General features: G+C 42.7%; 24 protein-coding genes and 1 riboswitch. Of the genes, 3 read left to right on the forward strand and 21 right to left on the reverse strand.

Features of this window, described 5'->3' with window-relative positions:
- Positions 1 to 9: 9 nt before the first annotated feature.
- The 9 genes from MFF31_RS06865 to MFF31_RS06905 form a co-directional block, all read right to left on the reverse strand.
- On the reverse strand, positions 10 to 558 hold the full coding sequence (locus MFF31_RS06865) for a F0F1 ATP synthase subunit delta (RefSeq protein ID WP_238187320.1): 549 nt from the start codon (positions 556 to 558) through the stop codon (positions 10 to 12).
- Positions 555 to 1,037 carry a F0F1 ATP synthase subunit B gene (atpF, locus tag MFF31_RS06870; RefSeq protein ID WP_238188511.1) on the reverse strand — a complete coding sequence of 161 codons (483 nt, stop codon included), beginning with the start codon at positions 1,035 to 1,037 and terminating at the stop codon, positions 555 to 557. The genes MFF31_RS06865 and atpF overlap by 4 nt, the downstream gene beginning before the upstream one ends.
- Before the next feature lie 93 nt (positions 1,038 to 1,130).
- Entirely contained in the window at positions 1,131 to 1,346 is a 216-nt protein-coding gene (atpE, locus tag MFF31_RS06875) for a F0F1 ATP synthase subunit C (RefSeq protein WP_238187321.1), read from the reverse strand.
- A gap of 105 nt (positions 1,347 to 1,451) precedes the next feature.
- On the reverse strand, positions 1,452 to 2,213 hold the full coding sequence (gene atpB / locus MFF31_RS06880; RefSeq protein WP_238187322.1) for a F0F1 ATP synthase subunit A: 762 nt from the start codon (positions 2,211 to 2,213) through the stop codon (positions 1,452 to 1,454).
- A gap of 9 nt (positions 2,214 to 2,222) precedes the next feature.
- Entirely contained in the window at positions 2,223 to 2,606 is a 384-nt protein-coding gene (locus MFF31_RS06885; protein WP_238187323.1) for an ATP synthase subunit I, read from the reverse strand.
- A complete protein-coding gene (locus MFF31_RS06890) occupies positions 2,599 to 2,832 on the reverse strand; it encodes an AtpZ/AtpI family protein (protein WP_238187324.1) in 234 nt (77 codons plus the stop codon). Before MFF31_RS06890 ends, MFF31_RS06885 begins: the two co-directional genes overlap by 8 nt.
- A gap of 189 nt (positions 2,833 to 3,021) precedes the next feature.
- Positions 3,022 to 4,170, reverse strand: a complete 1,149-nt coding sequence (wecB, locus tag MFF31_RS06895; RefSeq protein ID WP_282570431.1) for a non-hydrolyzing UDP-N-acetylglucosamine 2-epimerase — start codon at positions 4,168 to 4,170, stop codon at positions 3,022 to 3,024.
- 37 nt (positions 4,171 to 4,207) lie between these two features.
- Entirely contained in the window at positions 4,208 to 4,837 is a 630-nt protein-coding gene (gene upp, locus MFF31_RS06900) for a uracil phosphoribosyltransferase (protein WP_238187325.1), read from the reverse strand.
- Between the two features lie 170 nt (positions 4,838 to 5,007).
- The gene (locus MFF31_RS06905; RefSeq protein WP_238187326.1) at positions 5,008 to 6,099 is read right to left on the reverse strand and encodes a mechanosensitive ion channel family protein; all 1,092 of its coding nucleotides are present in this window, start codon (positions 6,097 to 6,099) and stop codon (positions 5,008 to 5,010) included.
- Between the two features lie 202 nt (positions 6,100 to 6,301).
- Between MFF31_RS06905 and MFF31_RS06910 the strand changes: the two genes are divergently transcribed.
- Positions 6,302 to 8,518, forward strand: coding sequence for a hypothetical protein (locus MFF31_RS06910; RefSeq protein WP_238187327.1), 2,217 nt, complete (start codon positions 6,302 to 6,304; stop codon positions 8,516 to 8,518).
- Between the two features lie 220 nt (positions 8,519 to 8,738).
- Here MFF31_RS06910 and MFF31_RS06915 read toward each other — a convergent pair whose 3' ends face one another.
- The 12 genes from MFF31_RS06915 to spoIIR form a co-directional block, all read right to left on the reverse strand.
- Positions 8,739 to 9,695, reverse strand: coding sequence for an ABC transporter ATP-binding protein (locus tag MFF31_RS06915; protein ID WP_238187328.1), 957 nt, complete (start codon positions 9,693 to 9,695; stop codon positions 8,739 to 8,741).
- Positions 9,692 to 10,693 carry an ABC transporter ATP-binding protein gene (locus MFF31_RS06920; protein WP_238187329.1) on the reverse strand — a complete coding sequence of 334 codons (1,002 nt, stop codon included), beginning with the start codon at positions 10,691 to 10,693 and terminating at the stop codon, positions 9,692 to 9,694. The genes MFF31_RS06915 and MFF31_RS06920 overlap by 4 nt, the downstream gene beginning before the upstream one ends.
- 32 nt (positions 10,694 to 10,725) lie before the next feature.
- Positions 10,726 to 11,670, reverse strand: a complete 945-nt coding sequence (locus MFF31_RS06925) for an ABC transporter permease (protein WP_375541276.1) — start codon at positions 11,668 to 11,670, stop codon at positions 10,726 to 10,728.
- Positions 11,671 to 11,673: 3 nt separating this feature from the next.
- The gene (locus tag MFF31_RS06930; RefSeq protein WP_238188514.1) at positions 11,674 to 12,606 is read right to left on the reverse strand and encodes an ABC transporter permease; all 933 of its coding nucleotides are present in this window, start codon (positions 12,604 to 12,606) and stop codon (positions 11,674 to 11,676) included.
- 123 nt (positions 12,607 to 12,729) lie between these two features.
- Positions 12,730 to 14,406, reverse strand: a complete 1,677-nt coding sequence (locus MFF31_RS06935) for a peptide ABC transporter substrate-binding protein (protein WP_238187330.1) — start codon at positions 14,404 to 14,406, stop codon at positions 12,730 to 12,732.
- Between the two features lie 576 nt (positions 14,407 to 14,982).
- The gene (locus MFF31_RS06940) at positions 14,983 to 16,230 is read right to left on the reverse strand and encodes a serine hydroxymethyltransferase (RefSeq protein ID WP_238187331.1); all 1,248 of its coding nucleotides are present in this window, start codon (positions 16,228 to 16,230) and stop codon (positions 14,983 to 14,985) included.
- 70 nt (positions 16,231 to 16,300) lie between these two features.
- Positions 16,301 to 16,906, reverse strand: a complete 606-nt coding sequence (locus MFF31_RS06945; protein ID WP_238187332.1) for a TIGR01440 family protein — start codon at positions 16,904 to 16,906, stop codon at positions 16,301 to 16,303.
- A 42-nt stretch (positions 16,907 to 16,948) separates the two neighbouring features.
- Positions 16,949 to 17,401, reverse strand: a complete 453-nt coding sequence (gene rpiB, locus MFF31_RS06950) for a ribose 5-phosphate isomerase B (protein WP_238187333.1) — start codon at positions 17,399 to 17,401, stop codon at positions 16,949 to 16,951.
- A gap of 176 nt (positions 17,402 to 17,577) precedes the next feature.
- A riboswitch (ZMP/ZTP riboswitch) is annotated at positions 17,578 to 17,659 on the reverse strand.
- Positions 17,660 to 17,721: 62 nt separating this feature from the next.
- A complete protein-coding gene (locus tag MFF31_RS06955; protein ID WP_282570432.1) occupies positions 17,722 to 18,300 on the reverse strand; it encodes a low molecular weight protein arginine phosphatase in 579 nt (192 codons plus the stop codon).
- Positions 18,301 to 18,332: 32 nt separating this feature from the next.
- The gene (locus tag MFF31_RS06960) at positions 18,333 to 18,893 is read right to left on the reverse strand and encodes a manganese efflux pump MntP (protein WP_238187335.1); all 561 of its coding nucleotides are present in this window, start codon (positions 18,891 to 18,893) and stop codon (positions 18,333 to 18,335) included.
- Between the two features lie 146 nt (positions 18,894 to 19,039).
- Positions 19,040 to 20,137 (reverse strand): L-threonylcarbamoyladenylate synthase, encoded by a 1,098-nt coding sequence (locus MFF31_RS06965; RefSeq protein WP_238187336.1) that lies wholly within the window; start codon positions 20,135 to 20,137, stop codon positions 19,040 to 19,042.
- A 214-nt stretch (positions 20,138 to 20,351) separates the two neighbouring features.
- Positions 20,352 to 21,086 (reverse strand): stage II sporulation protein R, encoded by a 735-nt coding sequence (gene spoIIR, locus MFF31_RS06970; protein ID WP_238187337.1) that lies wholly within the window; start codon positions 21,084 to 21,086, stop codon positions 20,352 to 20,354.
- 146 nt (positions 21,087 to 21,232) lie between these two features.
- On the opposite strand from spoIIR, the gene MFF31_RS06975 reads away from it, so the two are divergent.
- Positions 21,233 to 22,129: an RNA polymerase sigma-70 factor gene (locus MFF31_RS06975; protein WP_238187338.1), complete on the forward strand. Its 897-nt coding sequence runs from the start codon at positions 21,233 to 21,235 to the stop codon at positions 22,127 to 22,129.
- A 57-nt stretch (positions 22,130 to 22,186) separates the two neighbouring features.
- Positions 22,187 to 22,624: a carboxymuconolactone decarboxylase family protein gene (locus MFF31_RS06980; protein WP_238187339.1), complete on the forward strand. Its 438-nt coding sequence runs from the start codon at positions 22,187 to 22,189 to the stop codon at positions 22,622 to 22,624.
- Positions 22,625 to 22,890: the final 266 nt, after the last annotated feature.

Raw genomic sequence — 22,890 nt, forward strand, 5'->3', positions numbered from 1 at the left:
CACCCCTATCTACAGTGCTTTAGAATTCAAAGATTTTTGTAAACGATCCAGCTTACCTGACAAGCTGCCATCATAGAGGCGATCGCCAATACGAACTTGCAGTCCACCCAGCAATGCCGGCTCGACTATTTGCTGAGCAATAATTTTCTTTCCGGTAATGCTTCCGAATTGTACTGCAACATCTGCAAGTTCTGAATCCGTAAGCTGTTTAGCCGAATATACCGTTGCATGTGCCTGTCCCAATGCTTCACCAGCAATTTTTGTATATGCTTCATATACATCTCCGGTAATAGCTTGGCGTCTGCGAGTCACAAGAACCTGCAGCGTGTTAAACACAAGCTCGGACACCTTGTCTCCGAAAGCCGATTTCAGAAGAGCAATTTTGTTCTCTGGGGCTATGTTTGGCAAGGAAAGGAATTTAATGATTTCTACATCCTCATTCAGAACGTCAGCAACCAGCTTAAGCTGATCTTCCACTTCTGAAACTTTACCTGCGGCGGAAGCAAGCTCGAACAACGCTTTTGCGTAGCGCTTCGCTACAACCGTGTCCCGGCTCATTTGCTGCCTACTTCTTTCAGGTATTTATCAACAAGCTGTTCTTGGGACTTCTCGTCCACTTGCTGCTCGATAATTTTGGATGCGATCTTCACGGAGATGCCGCCCACTTCCGTACGTAGCGCCGCGATTGCTTTGTTCTTTTCGCTTACTATATCTTTCAACGCGTCGTCCTTCAGACGAGTTGCCTCCGATTTCGCAGATTGAACGATTTCATCAGCTTGTTTCACGCTAGTTGTTCTTGCTTGCTCAATAATACCGTATGCTTCCTTACGTGCTTGCTCGAGCGCAGCCTTTTGCTCAGCCATAGACTCCTCAGCTTGTTTACGGCTGGAATCTACTGAATTCATCTGCTCAATAATTAGCTGTCTGCGCTTCTCCATTACATTGAACAACGGACCAAAAGCCCATTTGTTCAAAGCCCAGTACAAAATCAAGAACGAAATAATCGCAATAACCATCGATGTCGGTTCAAAATTCATCATAGCTGACTCCTTTCTTAATCCAATTAATGAACAAATAATCAAAACAAAGGCGAAGAGGGCTAGGCCTTCCCCGCCAATCGAATATACTGCTTATTTACTGAATAGCGCCAAGAAACCGATTACAACGCCGATGATAGGTACAACTTCGACGATACCCGCACCGATAAACATAGTTGTTTGAAGAGCGCCTTTTTGCTCAGGTTGACGAGCGATACCCTCTACAGTTTTACTTACGATCATACCGTTACCAATACCTGCGCCAATCGCGCCCAAACCTACTGCAATAGCTGCTGCCAATACTTCCATTTGAAAAATCCTCCTCTAAAAATAATTGTATTTGTTGTGCTGTATTTAGTGCATCCCGAGCCCCGTCACATAGACTGAACCAGAGTTGATACAAAACCCTATTTTTTAATGAGCTTCATCATGAACGGTGGCTTGTGCAATGTACACCATTGTTAGAACCGTGAACAAGAACGCCTGTATTAAACCGATAAATATACTGAAGCCTTGCCACGCAACCAAGAAAGGAATACCGATCCAACTCAACTTTAGAATAGTGGAGATTAGAACTTCACCCGCATAAATGTTAGCGAATAGACGCAGAGCAAGAGTAACCGGTTTAGCGATCGTCTCAAGCAAGTTAATTGGGAAGAAAATCGGATACGGCTCCACATAATGCTTCAGGTAGTGCTTTCTGTTCTGCTTCAATCCAAGGTAATGAACAAGAACGAACACAATCAGCGCAAGACCAGCAGTTACAGACAAATCAGCCGTCGGCGATTTCCACCAAGTCAAATGAGCTACACCGCCATGATCAGCCAGATATTCTGCTGTCATCCCAACCAACCACGGCTGAGGCTCAACCACTTCTGTCCCAATTATGAATGGCAAACCAAGCAAGTTGGAGATTAGAATAAATAATATTAAAGTCATCGCTAGGGACAAATGCTGTCTAACTTTGTGCACCGGCATCGAGCTCGCGATGGTTCCGTGCATAAATTCTACGACCCATTCCATAAAGTTCTGCGCCTTCGTAGGATTCTCTACCGACAAGTTCCGAGTGCACAACCGTGCGACTAAAATTGTAATAACAACGGAAACGAGAATCGCAAGTATCGCCGCGATGTCAAAGGTCATACCCAGCCACTCTACCTTGGGAAATTCATGCATGTTTCAATTTCACCCCTTTCCGTTGTTATTCTCTTTCATTGTCTGTACCATTGCCACCGCTAAAAGAATAAACGGCATTACCATACTGCCTATTAATCCGGCAGGCATGTTCAAATCCTCTGGGAATCGATAGGCAAGCATCGCTACCAACAGTACGGTTGCGATTCGATTGCCGAATCCCAGCCCTTTCTTTCGTGAACCTTTTTCCATAGCGGCCATACTGATCATGTCCACTCTGCGCTTTAATAAAAACGCATTCATAGCACTTGCTGCAAGACCGACGAGAAGTCCTAACATGACTGGTTTCCACGCGGGAATGACAGCCCACAAAATGAGACAAGCCGACATTAACAATAGCATTATACGTGTTGCCGACTTCATCATTTTATCCATCGGAATCCTCCAAAACCTTCTTCACAATCAGAATGGCTGAAACTAATCCGATTGTTAGACCGACCAGTACGCCGCCAATGGTCCAGTTGTTCCCGCTGCCTGAACGGCTATCCAGAACAGTACCGATCCAATATCCCAAAAAAATACAAAAGGCTATATCAATTCCAATCATACCTACCAAACCAGCAGCTATCCATGGATTATTCCTTTTGCTTCTTTTATTCATGGCTTGTACCCCTATCAATCCTCATTTATTTTATCGAAGCGGCGCAAGGTTTGTCAATTGAAATAACAGCAAACATTCCGTGAACAAAAGGGGTAAAACCCTTATAATACAAGGTTTCCGAACAGCCAAAACCGTACAGTACCACTGTATGCTGTGCATTCAGCCTTCACACCGTCTATGTTGCAATAACTATGAACGTTGTGTGAACGAATCAGGGCGTTCTTTTAGTCTGCCAAAATGATGCAGTATAGCATCGACAATTCGTTCCGAAGCTTTGCCATCACCGTAAGGATTAGCCGCTTGGCTCATACGGCAATAGAGGGCAGAATCGGTCAACAATGCCTTAGCACGAGCATACACTTGCTCTTCATCCGTACCAACTAGCTCTAACGTTCCTGCCTCAATTCCCTCTGGGCGTTCTGTCGTATCGCGTAGCACAAGCGTAGGCACTCCAAACGATGGAGCTTCTTCTTGCAAGCCGCCAGAATCCGACATGATCATATAGGCATGAGGGAAGAAATTATGGAATTCAAACACATCTAACGGCTCAATCAAGCGGACCCGTGGATGATCTCCTAATATTTCATTAGCAGGTTCTCTTACCGCAGGATTTGGGTGAACTGCATAAACGACAACAACATCCTCATGCTCATCAGCAATGCGCTTAACAGCTCTGAATATGTTACGATGTGGTTCGCCAAGTGCTTCCCTGCGATGTGCAGTCATTAGGATCATCCGTTTACCCTTCGCCCACTCAATGACTGGGTGTGCAAACGATTCGTCCACCGTATATTGGAATACGTCAGTAGCTGTATTTCCTGTAATATAAATGGACTCTTCCGACTTGTTCTCCTTGCGAAGATTGTTCGCTGACCAATCCGTCGGAGCAAAATGAATATCAGAGAGCACACCTGCTAGCTGACGGTTCATCTCTTCCGGATATGGCGACATCTTGTTCCAAGTACGTAGTCCAGCTTCGACATGTCCTACCTTGATCTGCTTTAGAAACGAAGCATAGCTCGCAAGGAAAGTTGTTTGAGTATCACCATGTACCAGTACAATATCTGGTTTGGTTTCATCTAGAACGGGCTCAAGCCCCTCCAATACCCTAACCGTAGTTTCTGTTAAGGTCTGGCGCTCCTTCATCACGTTCAGATCGTAATTTGGTTTGATTTCAAAAAAATCAAGCACCTGATCTAGCATCTGTCTGTGCTGTGCGGTTACACATACGATAGATTCAATATCATTTTCACGTCTCTGCAATTCAAGAACAAGCGGGGCCATCTTAACTGCCTCTGGTCTTGTGCCGAATATAGTCATTACCTTTAATTTGGGCAAAAGTTTCCACTCCTACATCTTAGTTCAAGCCAACTGTCTAGTTTGTGCCAAACATACGATCTCCAGCATCTCCGAGACCAGGTACGATATAGCCTTTTTCATTCAACTTCTCATCAAGAGCTGCGATATAAATTTCGACATCCGGATGTGCATCCTGAACTGCTTTGACACCTTCAGGTGCAGCGATAAGGCACATTAACTTGATGTGCTCACAGTTGCGCTTCTTCAAAGAAGCGATAGCTGCGTTCGCAGAACCGCCAGTTGCAAGCATTGGATCGATTACAATTAGTAGTCGATTCGGGGCATCCGTAGGTAGGTTAATATAATACTCTTTTGGCTGGAGTGTCTCATGATCTCTCGCAAGACCAATATGTCCTACTTTTGCTGATGGGATCAACTTAAGGATACCTTCAACCATACCAAGTCCGGCACGCAAAATAGGGATCAAGCCGAGCATTCTGCCCGAAACTACTTTTGCTTCAGTTAGAGTAACAGGTGTTTCTACTGTAATTGTTTCCAGTGGAATGTCGCGTGTAATTTCGTAAGCCATTAAAGTTGCAACCTCGTCCACTAATTCACGGAAATCTTTTGTATTCGTTTCTTTGTTCCGAATGAACGTCAGCTTGTGCTGAATTAATGGATGGTCACAGATTACTAATTTGCTCATGGAGCGTAATTCCTCCCAATATCCTTTTCGAATACCATGCCTATGGCATGGACACAATCCCATACATTATAGCACTCTCGTTTCAGCGTTGCATCTGGGACGCAAAAATAAAAAAGTCTGCACCGGAATGCAGACTTTTTTGTACTCTCATATACTTGTTTGCCAGTTGCTTAAATCATTGAATCAGATTTCTCTATTGCATGATCATTTTCTAACAATATTCTTTGAACAGGATACGCAAGCTTGACTCCCTCTTCAGCCAAAATACGCATCATCTCAAGCTGTGTATCCTGGCGAACGGTCAGATGATCCTTCCAGGCTACTGTTTTTGAGAAATAATAAAGGAAAATGCCAAGACTGCTTTCCTTTATTTCATTGAAGCGCACCATAATCGTTCCAGGGTCAATCGCTGGATCTTCCATTAAGTATTGTTCAATTCGTTCAATAGCGGACCGAAGATTATTCGGCTCTGTGTCGACTGCCACATTAAGTGTGAATGTAATTCTTCTTTTCCCCATGCGGCTCCAGTTCGTAATAGGTTGATCTGCTAGTGTTGAGTTTGGTACAGTAACGACCGCATCTGCGAACGTACGGATTTTCGAGCTTCGGAATGTAATATCCTCCACAACTCCTTCTACACTAGGTGTCAGAATCCAATCTCCCTTAGAAAAAGGCTTTTCCAAAATAATAATAATTCCGCCCAATATATTGCCTAAAGTATCCTTTGCCGCCAATGCAATGGCCAAGCTTCCAAGACCCATTCCGGCAACGACACCGTTAATGCTGAAACCCCACTCGGAAATAACGACTGTTGCGGCAAGAACAATAATGACGAACCTAACAGCCTTGGAGAGAAACGGGATGAGCATGCTGGCTTCATCGACCCCAAACCTTTTGCCTACTCGCTCCAATAGAGCGGACGAAGAAGCAGACATGTTGTATAGTCCCACACCTACCGCTATGACAATACCACTTCGGAACAACCGATGAATTACCGAGAGGATCATCCAGTGCTCCTGTGCGTAATAAACAATGGCCAGATATGCACCTAACAGTACAAATACAGCACGCAAAGGCTTGTGAAACGCTTCAAGCACCTTAACAGCGATGTCTGAGCGTTCCATCCTCCTCATAAGAAATGAAAATAAGTACTTAACGAATAACTTTCGAAATAATAAGAACAACAGAAATATTCCAATAGCTATACCAAGTGGCACCAGCCGCAGCGAATTTTCAAGTTCAATAAACCAGTCTAGTATCATATTTAAATCTCCTTCCGCAATCGTTGTAAACTTGACAACTGTATACCATCAGACCACCAATCCCATTTCATAAAGTTTCATTTTAACACAGCTCCCTAGTAATTCGAAAATGAGAAATAAGCATACAGTCTTCATTTTGAGCGTCAATATGCCGTTATTAGTAGTAAGATAAATAGTTTCAAGGAGAAAGGAAAGGGATGTAGTGAACTCAAATTTAGGTTGGAACATGTCGTTGAAGGGGGCTCGTAAATGGACTGCTGCCGCAATCATATTTGCGATCTTCATGTCGTCTATATCTGGAGTAGCACACGCAGCTGAACCTGCTGTCACAGGCATTGAACTCGGTTACAGTTCTTTAGATTACAACACCAATACGCAATCTCTTGAGATGTTAGTCGATGATGATAAAGTTAATGTAACTGTCTATGCATCCACAGTAGGATCATCGCAGAACAAAAATGTTACAGCAGAAGCCACATGGAAATCATCCAACAGTTCAATCATCAAAGTAGAGAATGGTGTACTGACTGGACTTGGAAAAGGCACATCAACCATTAGCGTTTCTTATAAAGGATTTACAACTTCTATTAAGGCAAGTTCCGATTTTGAATATGACAAAGTAACTCTCATGCAAGGTAATATAGAAGCACCTGCTATTATTGAGGATATAAAACTTGGTAATCCATTATCCTTCTCTCTTAACGGTTTCAAGGGAAGTACACCAAAAACAATTACTACTGAAGCTTTATGGACCTCCTCAAACACATCCGTTGCAACAGTGGAAGAAGGAAAAGTTACATTGGTAGGAGTAGGTACTACAACTATAACAGCCAAGTATAAAGGGAAATCAGATTCGATCAAAATTACAACTTCATCGCCTTACAAAAAAATTATCATAGGGCCAGCACCTCCAAACGAATTACTTGAGCTTGAAGTGGATGCTCCGAAATATAATCTTCATGCTACAACTGAAAATAAGACAGGCGAACCAACATCAACAGTAACTGATGTTGCAACTTGGACGAGCAGCAACACCAAAGTGCTTACTGTAGAGAAGGGTGTTTTGACTCCTTTGGCAGCCGGAAAAGCAACGATTACGGTTTCTCATCTAGGAGTAACTACTACTCTTGAAGCGGTAGTAAGGACACCTTATCAATCGATCAAGCTCCTTCCGGAGAAAGAGTATCATATGCAGCTTCAAGATGCACAATTTCAGATTACAGCAGAAGTTCTCAACATCAATAACAGCATTGAACCAATCACAGATAAAGCAGAATGGTCTTCATCAGACGTTACTATTGTAACTGTCGATAAAGGCGTAATAAAACCAAGATCTGTCGGCACAGCAAAAATTACCGTTTCACACAAAGGGGTTAGCCGCAGTATCGATATCACAGTGTACCCTAGCATTACAAAACTTAAAGCGGAGGAAGACACACTAGACGGTTTTAAAGGTATTAGTGGTGAACTTCCGAAGATTACAGCTACTACATTCGATGGCTCCACTGTAGACGTTACGAAGCTCACAAAATGGACGACAGCAGATGGTAGTATTGCTGACATCGAAAATAATAAATGGGTAGCAAAAAAACTAGGCCAAACAACACTTACAGCTAACGTACAAGGCGTTAAAGTCGACGTTAAAGCAATTGTTCATACAAAACCAGTAAAACTAATTGCCGAAGCAAAAGATATGAGTATCGTCATTGGCAAAGCAACCGCACTACCAAAAGTAACAGTAGTAAATGAAGACGGCGAAGAGGTTGACGTCTCGGAGTCTGTCAAATGGAAAACAACTTCTGATAATATCATTCTCTTAGAGAAAACGATGAAGGGGCTAGAAGCCTCCTCTGTAGCTCTTACTGGTACATATTTAACGAAGTCAGTATCCGTAAGAATTAAAGTCGAAGAAGAGATCGTGAAGCTTGTCGCAGAGCCAACAAACATTCAGCTTAATCCTGGACGTTCGAAGACTATTAAGGTAACTGGTCATTATAAAAATGGTAAGACAATTTCCGTCGGTTCAAAAATGACTTGGGTAGTCGGTAATACAGCCATTGCATCGGTAAGCGGATCCTCTACTGTAAAAGCGCTTAATGTAGGATTAACAAAGCTTATCGGTACCTACCAAGGTAAATCGATTGAAGTGTTTGTCGAAGTGACACCAAAGTTGAAATCATTACAACTATCTACTAAGTCAATTGTATTGCCAGTAAAGGGTACCTACGTTACTACTTTGAAAGCATACTATTATACGGGTAGTCCTGTAGATCAAACGAACATCGCAGAATGGAGCTCCTCTAAAACAACCGTTGCGACCGTTACTGATGGCAGAATCACTGCAGTCGGCAAAGGAACAGCGACAATCAAAGCTACTTTCGAGGGAAGAAGTGTCTCCTTACGCGTTACTGTAAAATAAAATAGCAATCAACCTAAGGGATGTACGGGTCTTATAACCGTACATCCCTTGTTTTAATTCTGAATATCTCATTACTAGTGCTCTATAATTTCAGCAATATATAAATAAATGAACATCAAGTTAGTGTTCAATGTTAGAACAAACAAAACATGTCTCGCCGGGCACAATCAAAAAAAGAGCTTTCTCTCACAAGATTTGTGGGAGAAAGCTCTTCTAATAATTATGCGTAATGACAAGCAGCCAAGTGACCTCTGCCAATATCAACTAGCTTAGGCTCATCGGTCTTGCACTTATCTGTTGCGATCGGACAACGAGTGTGGAACTGACAACCCTTCGGCGGGTTGATTGGGCTTGGTAGATCACCCTTCAGAACGATACGCTCGCGCGTTGCTTCAACTTCTGGATCCGGAATTGGAATTGCGGACAGAAGAGCTCGTGTATACGGATGACGCGGATTGTCATAAAGCTCACTGCTCTCAGCTAGCTCAACAATTTTACCCAAGTACATAACCGCAACGCGATCACTTATATGCTTAACCATCGAAAGGTCATGCGCAATGAACAGGTAAGTTAAACCCATACGTTTCTGCAAGTCCTTCATCAAGTTTACAACTTGTGCTTGGATGGACACGTCTAGTGCAGAGATCGGCTCATCGGCAATGATGAACTTCGGATCAACTGCAAGCGCACGGGCAATACCGATACGTTGACGTTGACCGCCAGAAAATTCATGCGGATAACGAGTAGCATGCTCTGGATTCAAGTTAACAAGATCTAGCAAGTCTTCTACCTTGCGCTTGCGCTCAGCACGACTTCCTGCCAAATTATGAATATCTAGTGATTCTCCGATAATATCGGTTACTGTCATACGCGGGTTAAGTGATGCGTATGGATCTTGGAAAATCATTTGCATGTTGCGGCGCAAACCTTTAAGCTCTGCACCTTTCAACTTGTAAATATCTTTTCCATCAAACGTAACGCCACCGCTAGTTGGCTCATATAAACGTAGAATCGTACGTCCAGCTGTCGATTTACCACAACCAGATTCCCCTACGACACCAACCGTTTCACCACGACCAATATCAAAAGATATTTCGTTGACAGCTTTTAGTATATTGCCTTTGCCCAAGTTAAAAAACTTGCGCAAGTCATTGACTTGAACTAATGGGGAGCTCATACCGGCACCTCCCGTTTAGCATAAGGATGCAACATCCAGCAAGCAGCTGCATGAGAATCGCTGTCTTTAATTGCATGAAGATTAGGATCATTATCGACACAAACTTTCATTGCCTCGTCACAACGCGCACAGAAGCTGCAACCAGTTGGCGGCTTAATTAAGTCTGGCGGTGTACCAGGAATCGGTATAAGCGGCTCATCCTTCTTCTGGTCAAGACGCGGTAAAGAGCGTAGTAGACCACGTGTATAAGGATGCTGCGGGTTTTTGAAAATCTCCCACTTTGTACCTGTTTCAACGATACGGCCTGCGTACATAACAATAACTCGATCACATGCATCTGCTACAACCCCAAGATCATGGGTAATCAAAATAATTGAAGTACCCATCTTTTCTTGAAGATCTTTCATTACACGCATAATTTGTGCTTGAATCGTCACGTCAAGTGCCGTCGTTGGCTCATCCGCAATCAATAGAGCAGGATTACAAGCAAGGGCAATTGCGATCATAACACGCTGACGCATACCGCCTGAGAATTGATGTGGGTATTGCTTAACACGTTGATCCGGGTTTGGAATACCTACCAAATTCAACATTTCAATTGCTCTGGCCATAGCATCTGATTTACTTACATTTTGATGCTTGATAAGACCTTCTATAATTTGAGCACCTACTGTAAGAGTAGGGTTCAAGGATGTCATTGGATCTTGGAAGATCATGCCCATCTTGTTTCCGCGAACATTCTGCATCTCTTTCTCCGACAAAGAGAGAAGTTCCTGACCGTCAAACTTTACAGAACCATTTTTGATTCTGCTCGGTGGTGAAGGGTTTAATCGCATAATGGATTGAGCGGTAACACTCTTACCCGATCCTGACTCACCAACAATCGCAACTGACTCACCTTTCTTGACATCAAAGCTGATATCACGAATGGCTTGTACCTCTCCACCGTATACGTCAAAAGACACGCTTAAATTTTTTACTTCCAGTAAGGTCTTCATTGGCAATGACCTCCTCTCAGCTAGGCTGATTATTATTTTTTCAGCTTCGGATCGAATGCATCGCGCAGTCCATCGCCGAAGACGTTAAAGGCAAAGATTGTTAAGCTCAAGAAGAACGCTGGGAAGAACAAACGCCACCAATGGTCAGCCAAAATACCTGCCACACCATCATCAATCATCGTACCCCATGATGCGATTGGTGACTGAACACCAAGGCCAAGGAAGCTCAAGAATGCTTCTGTAAAGATTGCACTTGGAATCGTTAGCGTCAATGTAACAAGAATAGGACCCATTGCATTTGGAATCAAATGGCGGAAAATAATGCGCATAGCGCCAGCACCCAATGATTTTGATGCTAGTGCGTACTCTTGATTTTTCAGTTGCATAACTTGTCCACGTACAATCCAAGCCATATTGATCCAGCCTGTAATAGACATCGCAACAATAATAGTCGTTATACTTGGTTCCATAACAACAAGCAATAGAATAACAACAAGCAAGTAAGGAATGGAGTTAAGAATTTCAGAGAAGCGGTTCATAACCTCATCCACTTTACCGCCATAATAACCCATAATACCGCCGTAAATAATACCAATGATCAAGTCAATTAGTGCTGCAACTACACCGACAAACAGTGATACTTGAGCACCTTTCCATACTCTTTCGAACATATCACGTCCAAGATCATCTGTACCAAACCAATGTGTAGAACTTGGCGGTAGATTTGTTTTTGACAAATCATTCGTAAAATGATCAAACGGCCAAATGAGCGGCATGAAAATTGCCACAAGAATCATAGCTACAATAATCCAGAAACCGGCCATAGCCATCTTATTACTCAGTAATCGTATGCGGATGTCTTGCCAAGCAGTCAAACTTGCACGACTTGCTCCGTCGACATCCAGTTTAGATCTATCAAGCTTCTGAAACATCTCTGGGGATAATGAATCAGAACGTTCTTTTTCTTTGTTAGACATCGATTATTTCCCCACCTTTCCGCCGGTACGCATGCGCGGATCTACCAACACATAAGCAATGTCCGCCAACAATCGAGTCACCATTAGGATGATGGCGTAAAAAATGGTAATACCCATAATTAACGGATAATCACGATCTATAACACTCGAAACAAAGTGCTTTCCGATACCCGGAATAGAGAAAATTTTCTCAACGACAACAGACCCTGTAATAATACCTGCAGTCATATAACCTAAATAGGTTACAACAGGAAGCATCGAATTTCGAAGAGCATGTTTCACTACGATAACGTATCCGGAAAGACCTTTGGATTTGGCAGTTTTAATGAAATCAGCGCTTAGCACTTCAATCATGGTCGATCTTAATAGTCTAGCAATAAAAGCGATAGGACCAGCAGATAATGCAATTGTAGGTAATACATAATCAAGTGGACCATTTAATCCTGCAACTTCAAACCAACCTAACTTTGTCGACAATAAATATTGCAAAACAGGAGCCATGACTATACTCGGAATAGATAATCCAATTACTGCGATACTCATTGCAATGTTGTCAATCATTTTACGATGATACATAGCAGCCAGTATACCTAAAATACATCCTACAATGACGGATGTTACAATTGCGGATAAACCTAACTTCAGGGATGGACCAAATGATTCTCTGATCATTTTGTCAACAGATTGGAACTTTTTCTTCATGGAAACACCCATGTCACCTTGAAGAAGGTTCTTTAAATAATTTCCATATTGAACAATCTTTGGCTTGTCTAACCCATAATATGCTTCCAAGTTTGCCTGAACGGCTGGACTCAGCGCCTTCTCCCCTTGGAACGGGCTTCCTGGAACGGAATTCATGAGTACAAACGTCGCCGACACTAACAGAAACAACGAAATTAACATCAAAACTATTTTGCCTAAAATGTAGCGGAGCACACGATCACCCACTCTCTCACAATCTTTATTTGCATTTGAAAAGGGTATATATAGAGTGACTATATATACCCTTTTGTTACTACGTTACTCTAGGTTAGTCGCTTTAAATGAAAATGGAGTGGCTTATTCTTTGCTTCCATGTGTCCAGTCAAGGTGACCAGCATAGTTGGAACCAACATTTTTGAAGCCTGGTTTAAGCATTGTTACAGTTGTGTAGTAGTAAACTGGCAATACAGCCATATCATCAGCGATAGCGATTTTCTCTGCATCAGCCATCATCTTAATGCTTGCTGCAGCATCAGTAGCTACAAGGGAGCCATCAAGAAGCTCTTCAACTTTTTTGTTGTTGTAATTACCATCGTTGTTACCAGATTTCGGGTGAATCAAGTCATACGTGAAGTTAATTGGGTGGTTGATGTCCGCGCCCCAACCTGCACGTGAAATATCAAATTGACCAGCATTTCTAGTTTCTAGGAAAGTACCCCACTCTTGGTTGTTAAGTTTAATTTCGATACCAAGATTTTTACGCCACATGTCAACTACTGCTTCAGCCAATTTCTTATGGCCTTCACTTGTGTTGTAAAGAAGCGTTACTTCAGGGAATGCAGCTAGACCTTTTTCAGCCAAACCTTCTTTAAGAAGCACTTTAGCTTGTTCTACTTCTTCTTTGAAGTAGTCTGTATCAGGGAATACATCACGGAATAGCTTGCCTTCAGGACCTGCGATGCTTGGAGGTACTAGACCGAATGCAGGTTTTTGTTTCGCTTGTGTTACATTATCGATCAAAGATTGACGATCGATGGACATTGCCAATGCTTTACGGATCTTAGCATTGTCGAAAGGTTCTTTTGATGTATTGAACAAGTAGTAGTAAGTTGAAGCAATGTCAGTTACTGTACCTGTTTTCTCATCAAGAACTTTCTTTGTTAGATCTGTAGGCACTTGGCCAGCTTGAGCGCCGATCCAGTCAATTTTGTTCGTTTCATACAATTGGTATACCGTTGAATCTTCTTCAACAAGGGAAATTGTTACTTTAGTAAAGTGAATATCTTTTGCACCATGGTAAGTAGGGTTTTTCTCAAGAATCAATTTGTCAGCATGCAACCATTCTTTCAAGATGAAAGGACCGTTGGATACGATTGTTGCTGCTTCTGCAGCCCAGTTAGCTTTACCTTCAACTGAACCAGGATGAACTGGCAAGTATGTGTAATGAGCTAAAAGACTTGGGAAGTAAGTTACTGGCGTGTACAATTTCACTTCAAGAGTAGTGTCGTTGATTGCTTTAACACCAACTTCGTCAGCAGTACCTTTACCAGAGTTGTACTTCTCACCGTTCTCTAGGTAGAACAGCATGTATGCATATGGTGAAGCTGTTTCTGGTTTCAAAGCACGTTTCCAAGCATATTCAAAATCTTTTGCAGTTACAGCGTCGCCGTTGCTCCATTTAGCATCGTCACGAAGTGTAAATGTGTATGTTTTGCCGTCTTCGGAAACTTTAATGTCTTTTGCAATTGCATTTTCAGGCTCACCTTTTGTGTTCAAGCGAGTAAGACCTTCATATAGACCTTCAGCAACAATACTGGATTGAGCATCTTGCATCAAAGCTGGGTCTAAACTTGGCGGCTCACTTGCAAGTGTGAAACGGAATTCTTGAGGCTTCGTGTTCGCTTCCTCGGTAGCAGTTCCGCCTTCTTTAGCCGGTTCTTTTTCTTTGTTACCCGTACAAGCGGACAACAACATACTGAAAGCGATTACTAGGACTAGCATGAAGTGCACTGGCTTTTTGAAATTTTTCTTCACCAACATCAACTCCCACTTTCTATATAATTTTGTTAAAACCAACAGTAATAAGACCCTTACAAATATTATAACGCAATGTAACAAAAATTAACATGAAAATTATATATATATGACGATTAACAATATACAACTTCAATTGAACAATTGTCAACTGAATTGTTGCCCGAAAATGTTTCCAACCAACGGTTTTACTTTGTCCCGTTCGCTATAATTTATGTACTACATTTCCATCATTTTTGATTCTTATTTACTTTATTACATTAACACGGATAAGCATTACCACTTGCTCGTATCACCTCATTCTTGTGATAAAATTAACCCCCAATCTAAAAGGAATCCTTGATCAGAGTGACGTGTTAAACCAAAAAAGTTATATTATTTCTTCTATCTAATAGACTATTTCTGTACCTTAAAAATGAGAACAATCCCCTCTTCAAAGCGACTGTATTTTGACAATTTTCAGAACATTCACAGCGCCAATTATGTAATATTAATCCATAAAAGTTTTTAAATGTTCACATGAAATAAAAAAACACCGCATTGGCTAATATGCCAATGCGGCGCTACTAAGAATGATTAATAAGTCATAGTCGGATAAAGAGGGAATTGCGATGTCAAATTACGAACCATACCATTTGCCTTTTCCAATACGGCAGTATCTTCGGGATTTTTCAATACAAGAGCAATAACCTCAGCAATAACCTTCATAGCTTCTTCATTCATTCCACGTGCTGTAGCCGCAGGAGTACCTAGTCGAATACCGCTAGTGACAAACGGGCTCGTAGGATCGAACGGAATCGCATTTTTATTAACTGTAATACCAACCTGGTCAAGTACATGTTCAGCAACTTTACCTGTAATGTTCAAGTTACGAGTATCTATCAACATAAGGTGGTTATCCGTACCGCCAGAAACGATGTTAATACCTCTAGCAACTAACTCTTCAGATAGAACCTTTGCATTTTTCACTACATTTTGAGCATATTCCTTAAATTCTGGTTGAAGTGCCTCACCAAAAGCAACAGCTTTTGCCGCTATGATATGCATAAGCGGTCCACCCTGAGAACCAGGGAAAACTGCCTTATCGATAGCTGCAGCCCATGCTTTACGACAAAGAATCATACCGCCGCGAGGACCACGAAGCGTCTTATGAGTAGTCGTAGTAACAAAATGTGCATATGGTACCGGACTTGGATGCAATCCAGCAGCAACAAGTCCTGCGATATGCGCCATGTCAACAAAGAATAGAGCTCCAATTTCATTTGCGATTTGGCCTAGTTTTTCAAAATCGATAACACGCGGGTACGCACTAGCCCCTGCAACGATCATACGAGGACGGTGTTTGAATGCTAGCTTACGAACTTCTTCATAATCAATTGTGAAAGAATCTTCTTGCACGCCATAAGCTACAAAGTTGTACAACAAACCAGATGCATTAACAGGGCTGCCGTGAGTTAAATGGCCGCCATGAGCAAGATTCATACCAAGAACAGTATCACCAGGCTTAAGCGCAGCGAGATATACAGCCATGTTGGCTTGAGCGCCGGAATGTGGTTGCACATTGGCATGCTCAGCACCGAAAAGTTCTTTTGCACGATCACGCGCAATGTCTTCTACGATATCAACATGCTCGCAACCGCCATAATAACGTTTGCCAGGATAACCTTCTGCATATTTGTTCGTCAAAACCGAACCCATTGCCTCCAGCACTGCTTCGCTTACGATATTTTCGGAAGCGATTAGCTCAATGTTGTCACGTTGACGATCAAGCTCAAGTCCTAATGCCTTTAATACCTCGGGATCTTGCTTACGTAAATGTTCCATCTCAAATTCCTCCTTGTATGTTAGTGCAGCTGCCGATTGAAAATGTAATCGGCTTGGCTTGCAGAATAAACTATTCGCAATGAAAAGAAGCTTGCTCTGGGTTTAACCTTTGCTCAGCATCATAAACAGCCCTTGCCCCGCCAATTAACTTAGGTCTAGTAATCGCCATAGTTACATGTGCTGCTCCAATCGTTCGAATAGACGGCCTAACGGGAACAGCAACCGGTCTCAGATGCATTCCAATAAAGGTGTCACCAATGTCAATGCCAGCATGCGCTTGTATCGCTTCGACTAAACACGGTTCAGCTAATTTGCCATAGGCATATGCAGCCATTGATCCGCCTGCCTTTGGCACCGGAATGGCTTGAACAATCTGAAGTCCGAAACGCATTGCTGCAGATTCCTCAATAACAAGTGCTCGATTTAGATGCTCACAGCACTGAAAGACTGGAATGAAAGGCGTAACGATGCGAACAGCTTCAATCCCTTTATAAATAGAAGCTGCTGCTTCCACCACACCCGCCGTTCCGATTCGATGTCCAAGAACTTCGCTCGTACTGGCGCCTATGACAAGCAATTGCCCATCCTTCAGCTTCCCAGCTTCCACAAGCTCTCGCACAATAGTTTCTACCTGAATCGCAATGTCTTTAAGTAGATCTTCCTGATGCTCGCTCATGCAATGACATCCTCCTTCCACTACCAGAACAAAAACTTAAGGTTAAACGGTGAATTGCTTCTCTATTTGCTTCACTTTGTTCAAACGTCCTACATGACGTTCGCCGTTCGAGAATGGTGTTTCGAGCCATATTCTCACGATTTCTTGAGCAACACCTGGGCCAATTACACGTTCTCCCATTGCTAGAACATTCGTATCATTATGCTCACGTGTAGCTTGAGCGGAGAACATGTCATTAACCAATGCACATCGAACCCCAGGAACCTTGTTAGCAGCAATCGACATGCCGATTCCAGTACCGCAAATCAATATGCCCCGATCAACCTTACCACCAGCTACTAGTTCACCCACAGGAAGTGCGTAATCCGGATAATCAACGGATTGCTCACATGTACAGCCTACATCCTCAACCTCATGACCAAGCGATTGAATAAAAGGAACAATCAGATTTTTTAGTTGGTAGCCTCCATGGTCAGCACCTATTGCAATTTTCAAACGAAACACCCTTTCTGCTTGAGTTATAGTTAGCATAAACGACTGTCGCCGTCCTTGAGAGCGTAGCATCAGGAAATAAAAACCTATAATAAACTGCTACAAACCTTGTATTGCTAGTATACCTCGTTCCGCAAAAAAAGACGAAAAAAAGAGCAAGACATGCTAATTAGCATGCTGCTCTTTGCCCAGGCGACCGGCCGTATGTTCCGATGCTCCACCGTGGTTAGCCCACTTCCGTCGCCAGTTACACCGGATACCAATAATTATGTTTTTATCATAGCTCAAAACGATATAATAATCAATCAGCAAACGTCCTGAGTTTAGCGCTTTGACAGCCTATCAAGCAATCCCTTTACAGCTTCTCCGATTTCGTTTGAACAACTTTCATATACCGATAACGTTCCACCGAATGGATCTGCAATGTCGAAGCTCGGAATGCGACGTTCAAGTTCCAGTAGACGTTGGCGCTCTTCAGAAGTTAGCTGCCCACCAAGAGCAAGTTTCATCTGCATTTCCGTATATAAACCTTCCAACTCTGAAATATCCTTTAGCACTCGCTCATCTTGATTGGCATATTCCTTTAATGTAAATGTCTTGTCCACAGCCTCAGGATGCCAGTGAAGCAAGTCCCTCTTATGTCCCGAAGTCATCGTAAGAATCAAATCAGCCCAATTAACTGCTTCTGCCGTCATTGCTCTTGAAGTTCCAGTATGCTGGATTTCGCGATTGCGAAGCGTTGCTTGCGCATTTGCAGAGATGGGCAAGCCGTCTATCGTCGACACACCAGCTGATCGAACCGCCACCGTTATGCCTCTTTGCATTGCTGATTGTCTTAGCATTGCTTCCGCCATTGGAGATCGGCAAGTGTTTCCTGTACATACGAACAATATACGTTTCAACCCTTCATCTCCCATCTACGACTAATATTGAGTTACATAATAAATACAATTCCGAATATGAGCAGTATTGCCCCACCACAAGCTTCGCCGTATTCCCCGAGATTAGCACTAACTTTCCTTCCTAATAACAGGCCTAGCATAGACATAAGCGCTCCGGATAGGCCGAACAATAAAATCGTTAGCCAAAGATCCGCAGAAAACATACCGAGCGTGATGCCGACAGAAAAAGCATCGATACTGACACTAAGCGCCAAGACGAGTAATCCCCATAACGTGCGATGATTAAACGATTGTACTTCTTCTCCCCTGAGGGAGCTATATAACATATGTCCACCAAGCAACACAAGTAAGATTCCTGCAGCAGTAGTCGCTACATTGCCCAGTAAATCGCCAACTAGTTGACCAGTAATCATTCCTCCAATTGGCATGAGAACATGGAAGAACCCAATGACGATACCAAGCTTCACAATATCTTGGAGCCGAATTCCCTTTAACCCGATTCCTAGACCGAGTGAAAAAGCATCAAACCCTAGCGCCATCGCAATGATGAGCAGCGTAAAAAACTGTCCTGCATTTGCACTAGCATCAATCACAGCGAATCTCCCCCATGTCCACCTGCATTCTATATGAAACATATGCGGGCGTTGGGACAAACATACTGCAATTATATAACCAAATACATTTGCGATTGATGAGCAATCCATCTAGTTCTCAGATAATCATGTTGTTCCGAACTATATTATACTAAAGTGATACGTTGTCCTGCAGCTTTCACTATTCGATTCATCAAAGCGCCGCCAATTCCTTCTTTCGAACAAGCTTCTGCCCAAATACATTGAACTCCCGCTTCGTCAAACTGGCGCAGAGCAGCATACAATCGTTGGGCCGCTTCGTCTAGCTGTTTCTCGCTACCTAAATCAATGACCATATCCGCCTCATATTTGCCGATACGTTCACTAAATGCGAGTACGCCTGTTTTCTTATTCTCCTTGGCTACTAACACCACTTGTGCGCGAATAAAAGAAATAACATCATCTGCCGTTCCCTGTACAACCTCGAGATCGCCCTTGGGGGCATAATGCGTATACTTCATACCAGGTGAACGTGGCTGTTCTATACCATCGTCGCTTTCTCGGTCATTCAAAATGATTGCTTCAGGGAACGCTTCAATCAATTGTTCCTCCGTAATACCGCCTGGCCTTAAAATTCGGATTGTTCGCTCTCCTTCAAGCTCTATAACTGTAGATTCCAAACCGACCCCAGTAGGACCACCATCAATTATTCCAGCGATGCTCCCATCCAAGTCGTCTAGCACATGCTTTGCTAATGTAGGACTTGGTCTGCCAGAACGATTTGCGCTGGGTGCTGCTACTGGACACTGGGATAACCTTAATAACGCTAAAGCGACAGGATGATCCGGTATACGAATACCTACCGTAGGGAGCGTCGCAGTTACAAGAGAGGAGAGCTTATTCGGCTGCACTGGAAGTACAATAGTAAGCGGTCCTGGCCAGAAACGATCCATCACACTTTTGGCTAACTGCGAATAGGGTAGTACCAGCTCGTCTAACTGATTGATATCCGCAATATGAACAATTAAAGGATTGTCTGACGGCCGACCTTTTGCCTTAAAAATGCCAGCAACTGCTTCACTGTTCCTTGCATCAGCGCCTAATCCATAGACTGTTTCTGTTGGGAAAGCTACTAAGCCGCCCTCACGCAATACTTCTGCTGCTTCAGTAAGTTCAAAAAAATTTTGTTCGTTATTACTTGGATTTATACGATTCTCGTTATATTTACTATTGGCTTGCCATATCGTTGTCTTTGTCTTTGTCATATCCGTTATTCAATCCTTGCTATCGCCTGTAATGTACTCTTCATCGTTATTATAGCACAATGGCAACACAATCGAGATGCTCTGTCATGGCTGCCCTTTGCTACAGATATAGCAGCATAAAAAACGCCCTTCCGCTTGTTATTAGCGAATAGGACGTGTCATTTATTTATTTTCCAAATGTTAGGATTAGAATATTATAATATGATAGCATCATTTAAAATAGTGATTTAAACCAGTCTATAATTGATTTAATCATTTCCCAAATAAAAAACTTTGCTTTCGGTGTTTCACCGTTACTTGTTTCGCTTTCTGCTGAGATCTTTTTTGGAGATTCCTTGTCGCTTGAATCCACACTCACCGTAGTCGTTCCAGCTTCCTTAGTTGAGTTTTCAGCTGGTGCCGCAGAAGCTTCCCCTGTCGTTGCATCAATAAAGCATAGTGGAGGAAACAATACACACCACCAGTTTTGTCCTAGTCCTTCGCCAATCGTCACTAGCAATGCTTCGTATTGCCCTGCTGGGTACACCTTGTTGCCGTACATTTTCGTCGGAAAATCTACCATACCGAGCTCAGCCTTAAACGTGTAGTTGAACCCTCTGCTCCTTAGCACTTCCGACACAATACGTTCGATGTCCGGCATATTGCTTTGAATTGTTTCTCGTGCTTCCTCTATTGTTGCAGGGCTGCTCGCCCAACCATTCATCGTTTTTACAATCTGATCGCGAACTAAGCGTTTAACTAATTGATCTGCCGCACTATCGGAATTAGCCAAAATACGAAGACGAATCGCTTCTTCAGGTATATCACTTTGTACAACAGCAGCATCAATTTGTGATGATTCCCAGCTCATTATAAGAACAATAAGTGCCATAAAAATAAAGCCATATGATTTACGATAAGGGAAACGATAAGGTCGAGCGGAATAATAGGATGAAGGATAATGGGACATACACACAAGCTCCTCTCGCACACCCGCCGGTGTGTCTGCTTGCGTTCCGGAACGTCTCTATCCGTCATTATGCCCGGCATACCCTCTCTATAAACCTATCAAACTAGCAATGTTCAAAATAAAATTTCTGAGTGGAGTTGAATACAATGACTATATCGCAGACCTATGAAACTTACCGCCCCTTGCTATTTAGTTTGGCTTATCGCATGTTAGGCTCAGTTAGCGATGCCGAGGATATCATTCAGGATGTATTCTTGGACTACTATCAGTTGGAATCCCATTCTATTTTGCATGAAAAAGCTTATCTCGCACGAATGGTAACGAATCGATGCCTGAATCTGCAAGGCTCAGCGCTCAAGAGACGGGAAGCTTACGTCGGAATCTGGCTCCCAGAACCTGTAGTTACATATGACTTATTCACAAATGATGATCCAGAAAAACAATTGATGAGGTATGAAAACGTCACTTACGCCATGCTCGTTATGCTGGAGCGTTTGAACGGTATTGAACGGGCCATTGTTCTATTAAGAGAATCACTAGCGTTCGACTATGCTGAAATCGCCTTGATCGTTAATAAGTCAGAGGCAAATTGCCGCAAAATTATGAGCCGAGCAAAAGACAAGCTTGGTGATGCGTTGACCACACCTTCCTTTAATAGTGAGAAGGCAAGCCAGCTTGCTCAAGCCTTTATTCACGGAGCAGAAACCGGAAACACTGCCATTCTTATCGATCTTCTAGCGGAAGATGCTATTTTGTCCTCCGATGGCGGAGGCAAAGTAAGGGCAGCAATAAACCCCATTTTGGGCCGCGATCGAATTATTGCGTTTTTTGTTGGATTATCACGGAAAGGCACACTTGGTAAAGGTTATCTAACCGCTAACGTAAGTGGACAATCGGGGTTACTACTCATGCAAGATGACAAGCCACGAAAAGTGATGACCTTCCAGTGGGATAACAGCGGTGAACGAATTGAACAAATTTTTCTCATTATGAATCCCGATAAGCTAAATCATGTCACAAACGGCAACTCTATTTTGTCTTAACTATATAGCCGTAGCAGCAAGCATCGGCAGCAATTATATAGAAGGAGTTGTTCAGAGATGAAAACAAGAATGGTATTAAACAAGGAACTCCCTAAAGGCTATGAGGCCATGGCGGGAATGGAGAAATTCGTCGTTGCTTCAAGTTTAGACAAAAGCTTAGTTGAACTCGTCAAAATTCGCGCTTCTCAAATAAACGGCTGTGCTTACTGCATTAATATGCATACGGCGGACGCACGAAAAAACGGGGAGACAGAAAAGCGCATTTATGCGTTAAGCGCATGGAGAGATACGCCGTATTTCACAAACAAAGAAATGGCTGCCCTTGCGCTTACTGAAGCGATAACGCTCATTTCACAAAATCATGTTCCTGACAGCATCTATGATGAAGCCGCTAATCATTTCGAAACGAAAGCACTCGGTGAATTGATCATAGCGATCATTACAATTAATAGTTGGAATCGCCTTGCAATATCAACGGGGTTAATGCCAGAGTAAAGGTGCTGAAGTGTAAACGGTAGATGCCTTTCGTTGGAGCTTAAGCAAGCATGCTGTGGAGGAATAGAAGCAAGCCATTATAAGAACTGCAACTTATATGTTCTTATATTTCAAAAAAGGAGGTCGGTTGCAGATTTAATCTGCTCCGACCTCCTTTGGTTATGCCATAGAAATGTTCTATACACGTAATAGATCGTGCCAGCTTCATTTCAAATAATCTTATAATCGCTTAAAAGTGGAGCATAAATGTCTATCACAACAAATCA

This window comes from Paenibacillus sp. L3-i20 (assembly GCF_022180385.2).
Lineage (GTDB): Bacteria > Bacillota > Bacilli > Paenibacillales > Paenibacillaceae > Pristimantibacillus.

Bases quoted from the DNA above. Each gene is read 5' to 3' on its own strand.
- MFF31_RS06945 (WP_238187332.1), bottom strand. From the start codon at position 16,906: ATGAGCGAGCATCAGGAAGATCTACTTAAAGACATTGCGATTCAGGTA.
- atpB (WP_238187322.1), bottom strand. From the start codon at position 2,213: ATGCATGAATTTCCCAAGGTAGAGTGGCTGGGTATGACCTTTGACATC.
- MFF31_RS06975 (WP_238187338.1), top strand. From the start codon at position 21,233: ATGACTATATCGCAGACCTATGAAACTTACCGCCCCTTGCTATTTAGT.
- upp (WP_238187325.1), bottom strand. From the start codon at position 4,837: ATGAGCAAATTAGTAATCTGTGACCATCCATTAATTCAGCACAAGCTG.
- MFF31_RS06915 (WP_238187328.1), bottom strand. From the start codon at position 9,695: ATGAGCTCCCCATTAGTTCAAGTCAATGACTTGCGCAAGTTTTTTAAC.
- MFF31_RS06965 (WP_238187336.1), bottom strand. From the start codon at position 20,137: ATGACAAAGACAAAGACAACGATATGGCAAGCCAATAGTAAATATAAC.
- MFF31_RS06925 (WP_375541276.1), bottom strand. From the start codon at position 11,670: ATGTCTAACAAAGAAAAAGAACGTTCTGATTCATTATCCCCAGAGATG.
- MFF31_RS06980 (WP_238187339.1), top strand. From the start codon at position 22,187: ATGAAAACAAGAATGGTATTAAACAAGGAACTCCCTAAAGGCTATGAG.
- atpF (WP_238188511.1), bottom strand. From the start codon at position 1,037: ATGAATTTTGAACCGACATCGATGGTTATTGCGATTATTTCGTTCTTG.
- MFF31_RS06920 (WP_238187329.1), bottom strand. From the start codon at position 10,693: ATGAAGACCTTACTGGAAGTAAAAAATTTAAGCGTGTCTTTTGACGTA.
- spoIIR (WP_238187337.1), bottom strand. From the start codon at position 21,086: ATGTCCCATTATCCTTCATCCTATTATTCCGCTCGACCTTATCGTTTC.
- MFF31_RS06890 (WP_238187324.1), bottom strand. From the start codon at position 2,832: ATGAATAAAAGAAGCAAAAGGAATAATCCATGGATAGCTGCTGGTTTG.
- MFF31_RS06865 (WP_238187320.1), bottom strand. From the start codon at position 558: ATGAGCCGGGACACGGTTGTAGCGAAGCGCTACGCAAAAGCGTTGTTC.
- atpE (WP_238187321.1), bottom strand. From the start codon at position 1,346: ATGGAAGTATTGGCAGCAGCTATTGCAGTAGGTTTGGGCGCGATTGGC.
- MFF31_RS06905 (WP_238187326.1), bottom strand. From the start codon at position 6,099: ATGATACTAGACTGGTTTATTGAACTTGAAAATTCGCTGCGGCTGGTG.
- MFF31_RS06885 (WP_238187323.1), bottom strand. From the start codon at position 2,606: ATGGATAAAATGATGAAGTCGGCAACACGTATAATGCTATTGTTAATG.
- MFF31_RS06940 (WP_238187331.1), bottom strand. From the start codon at position 16,230: ATGGAACATTTACGTAAGCAAGATCCCGAGGTATTAAAGGCATTAGGA.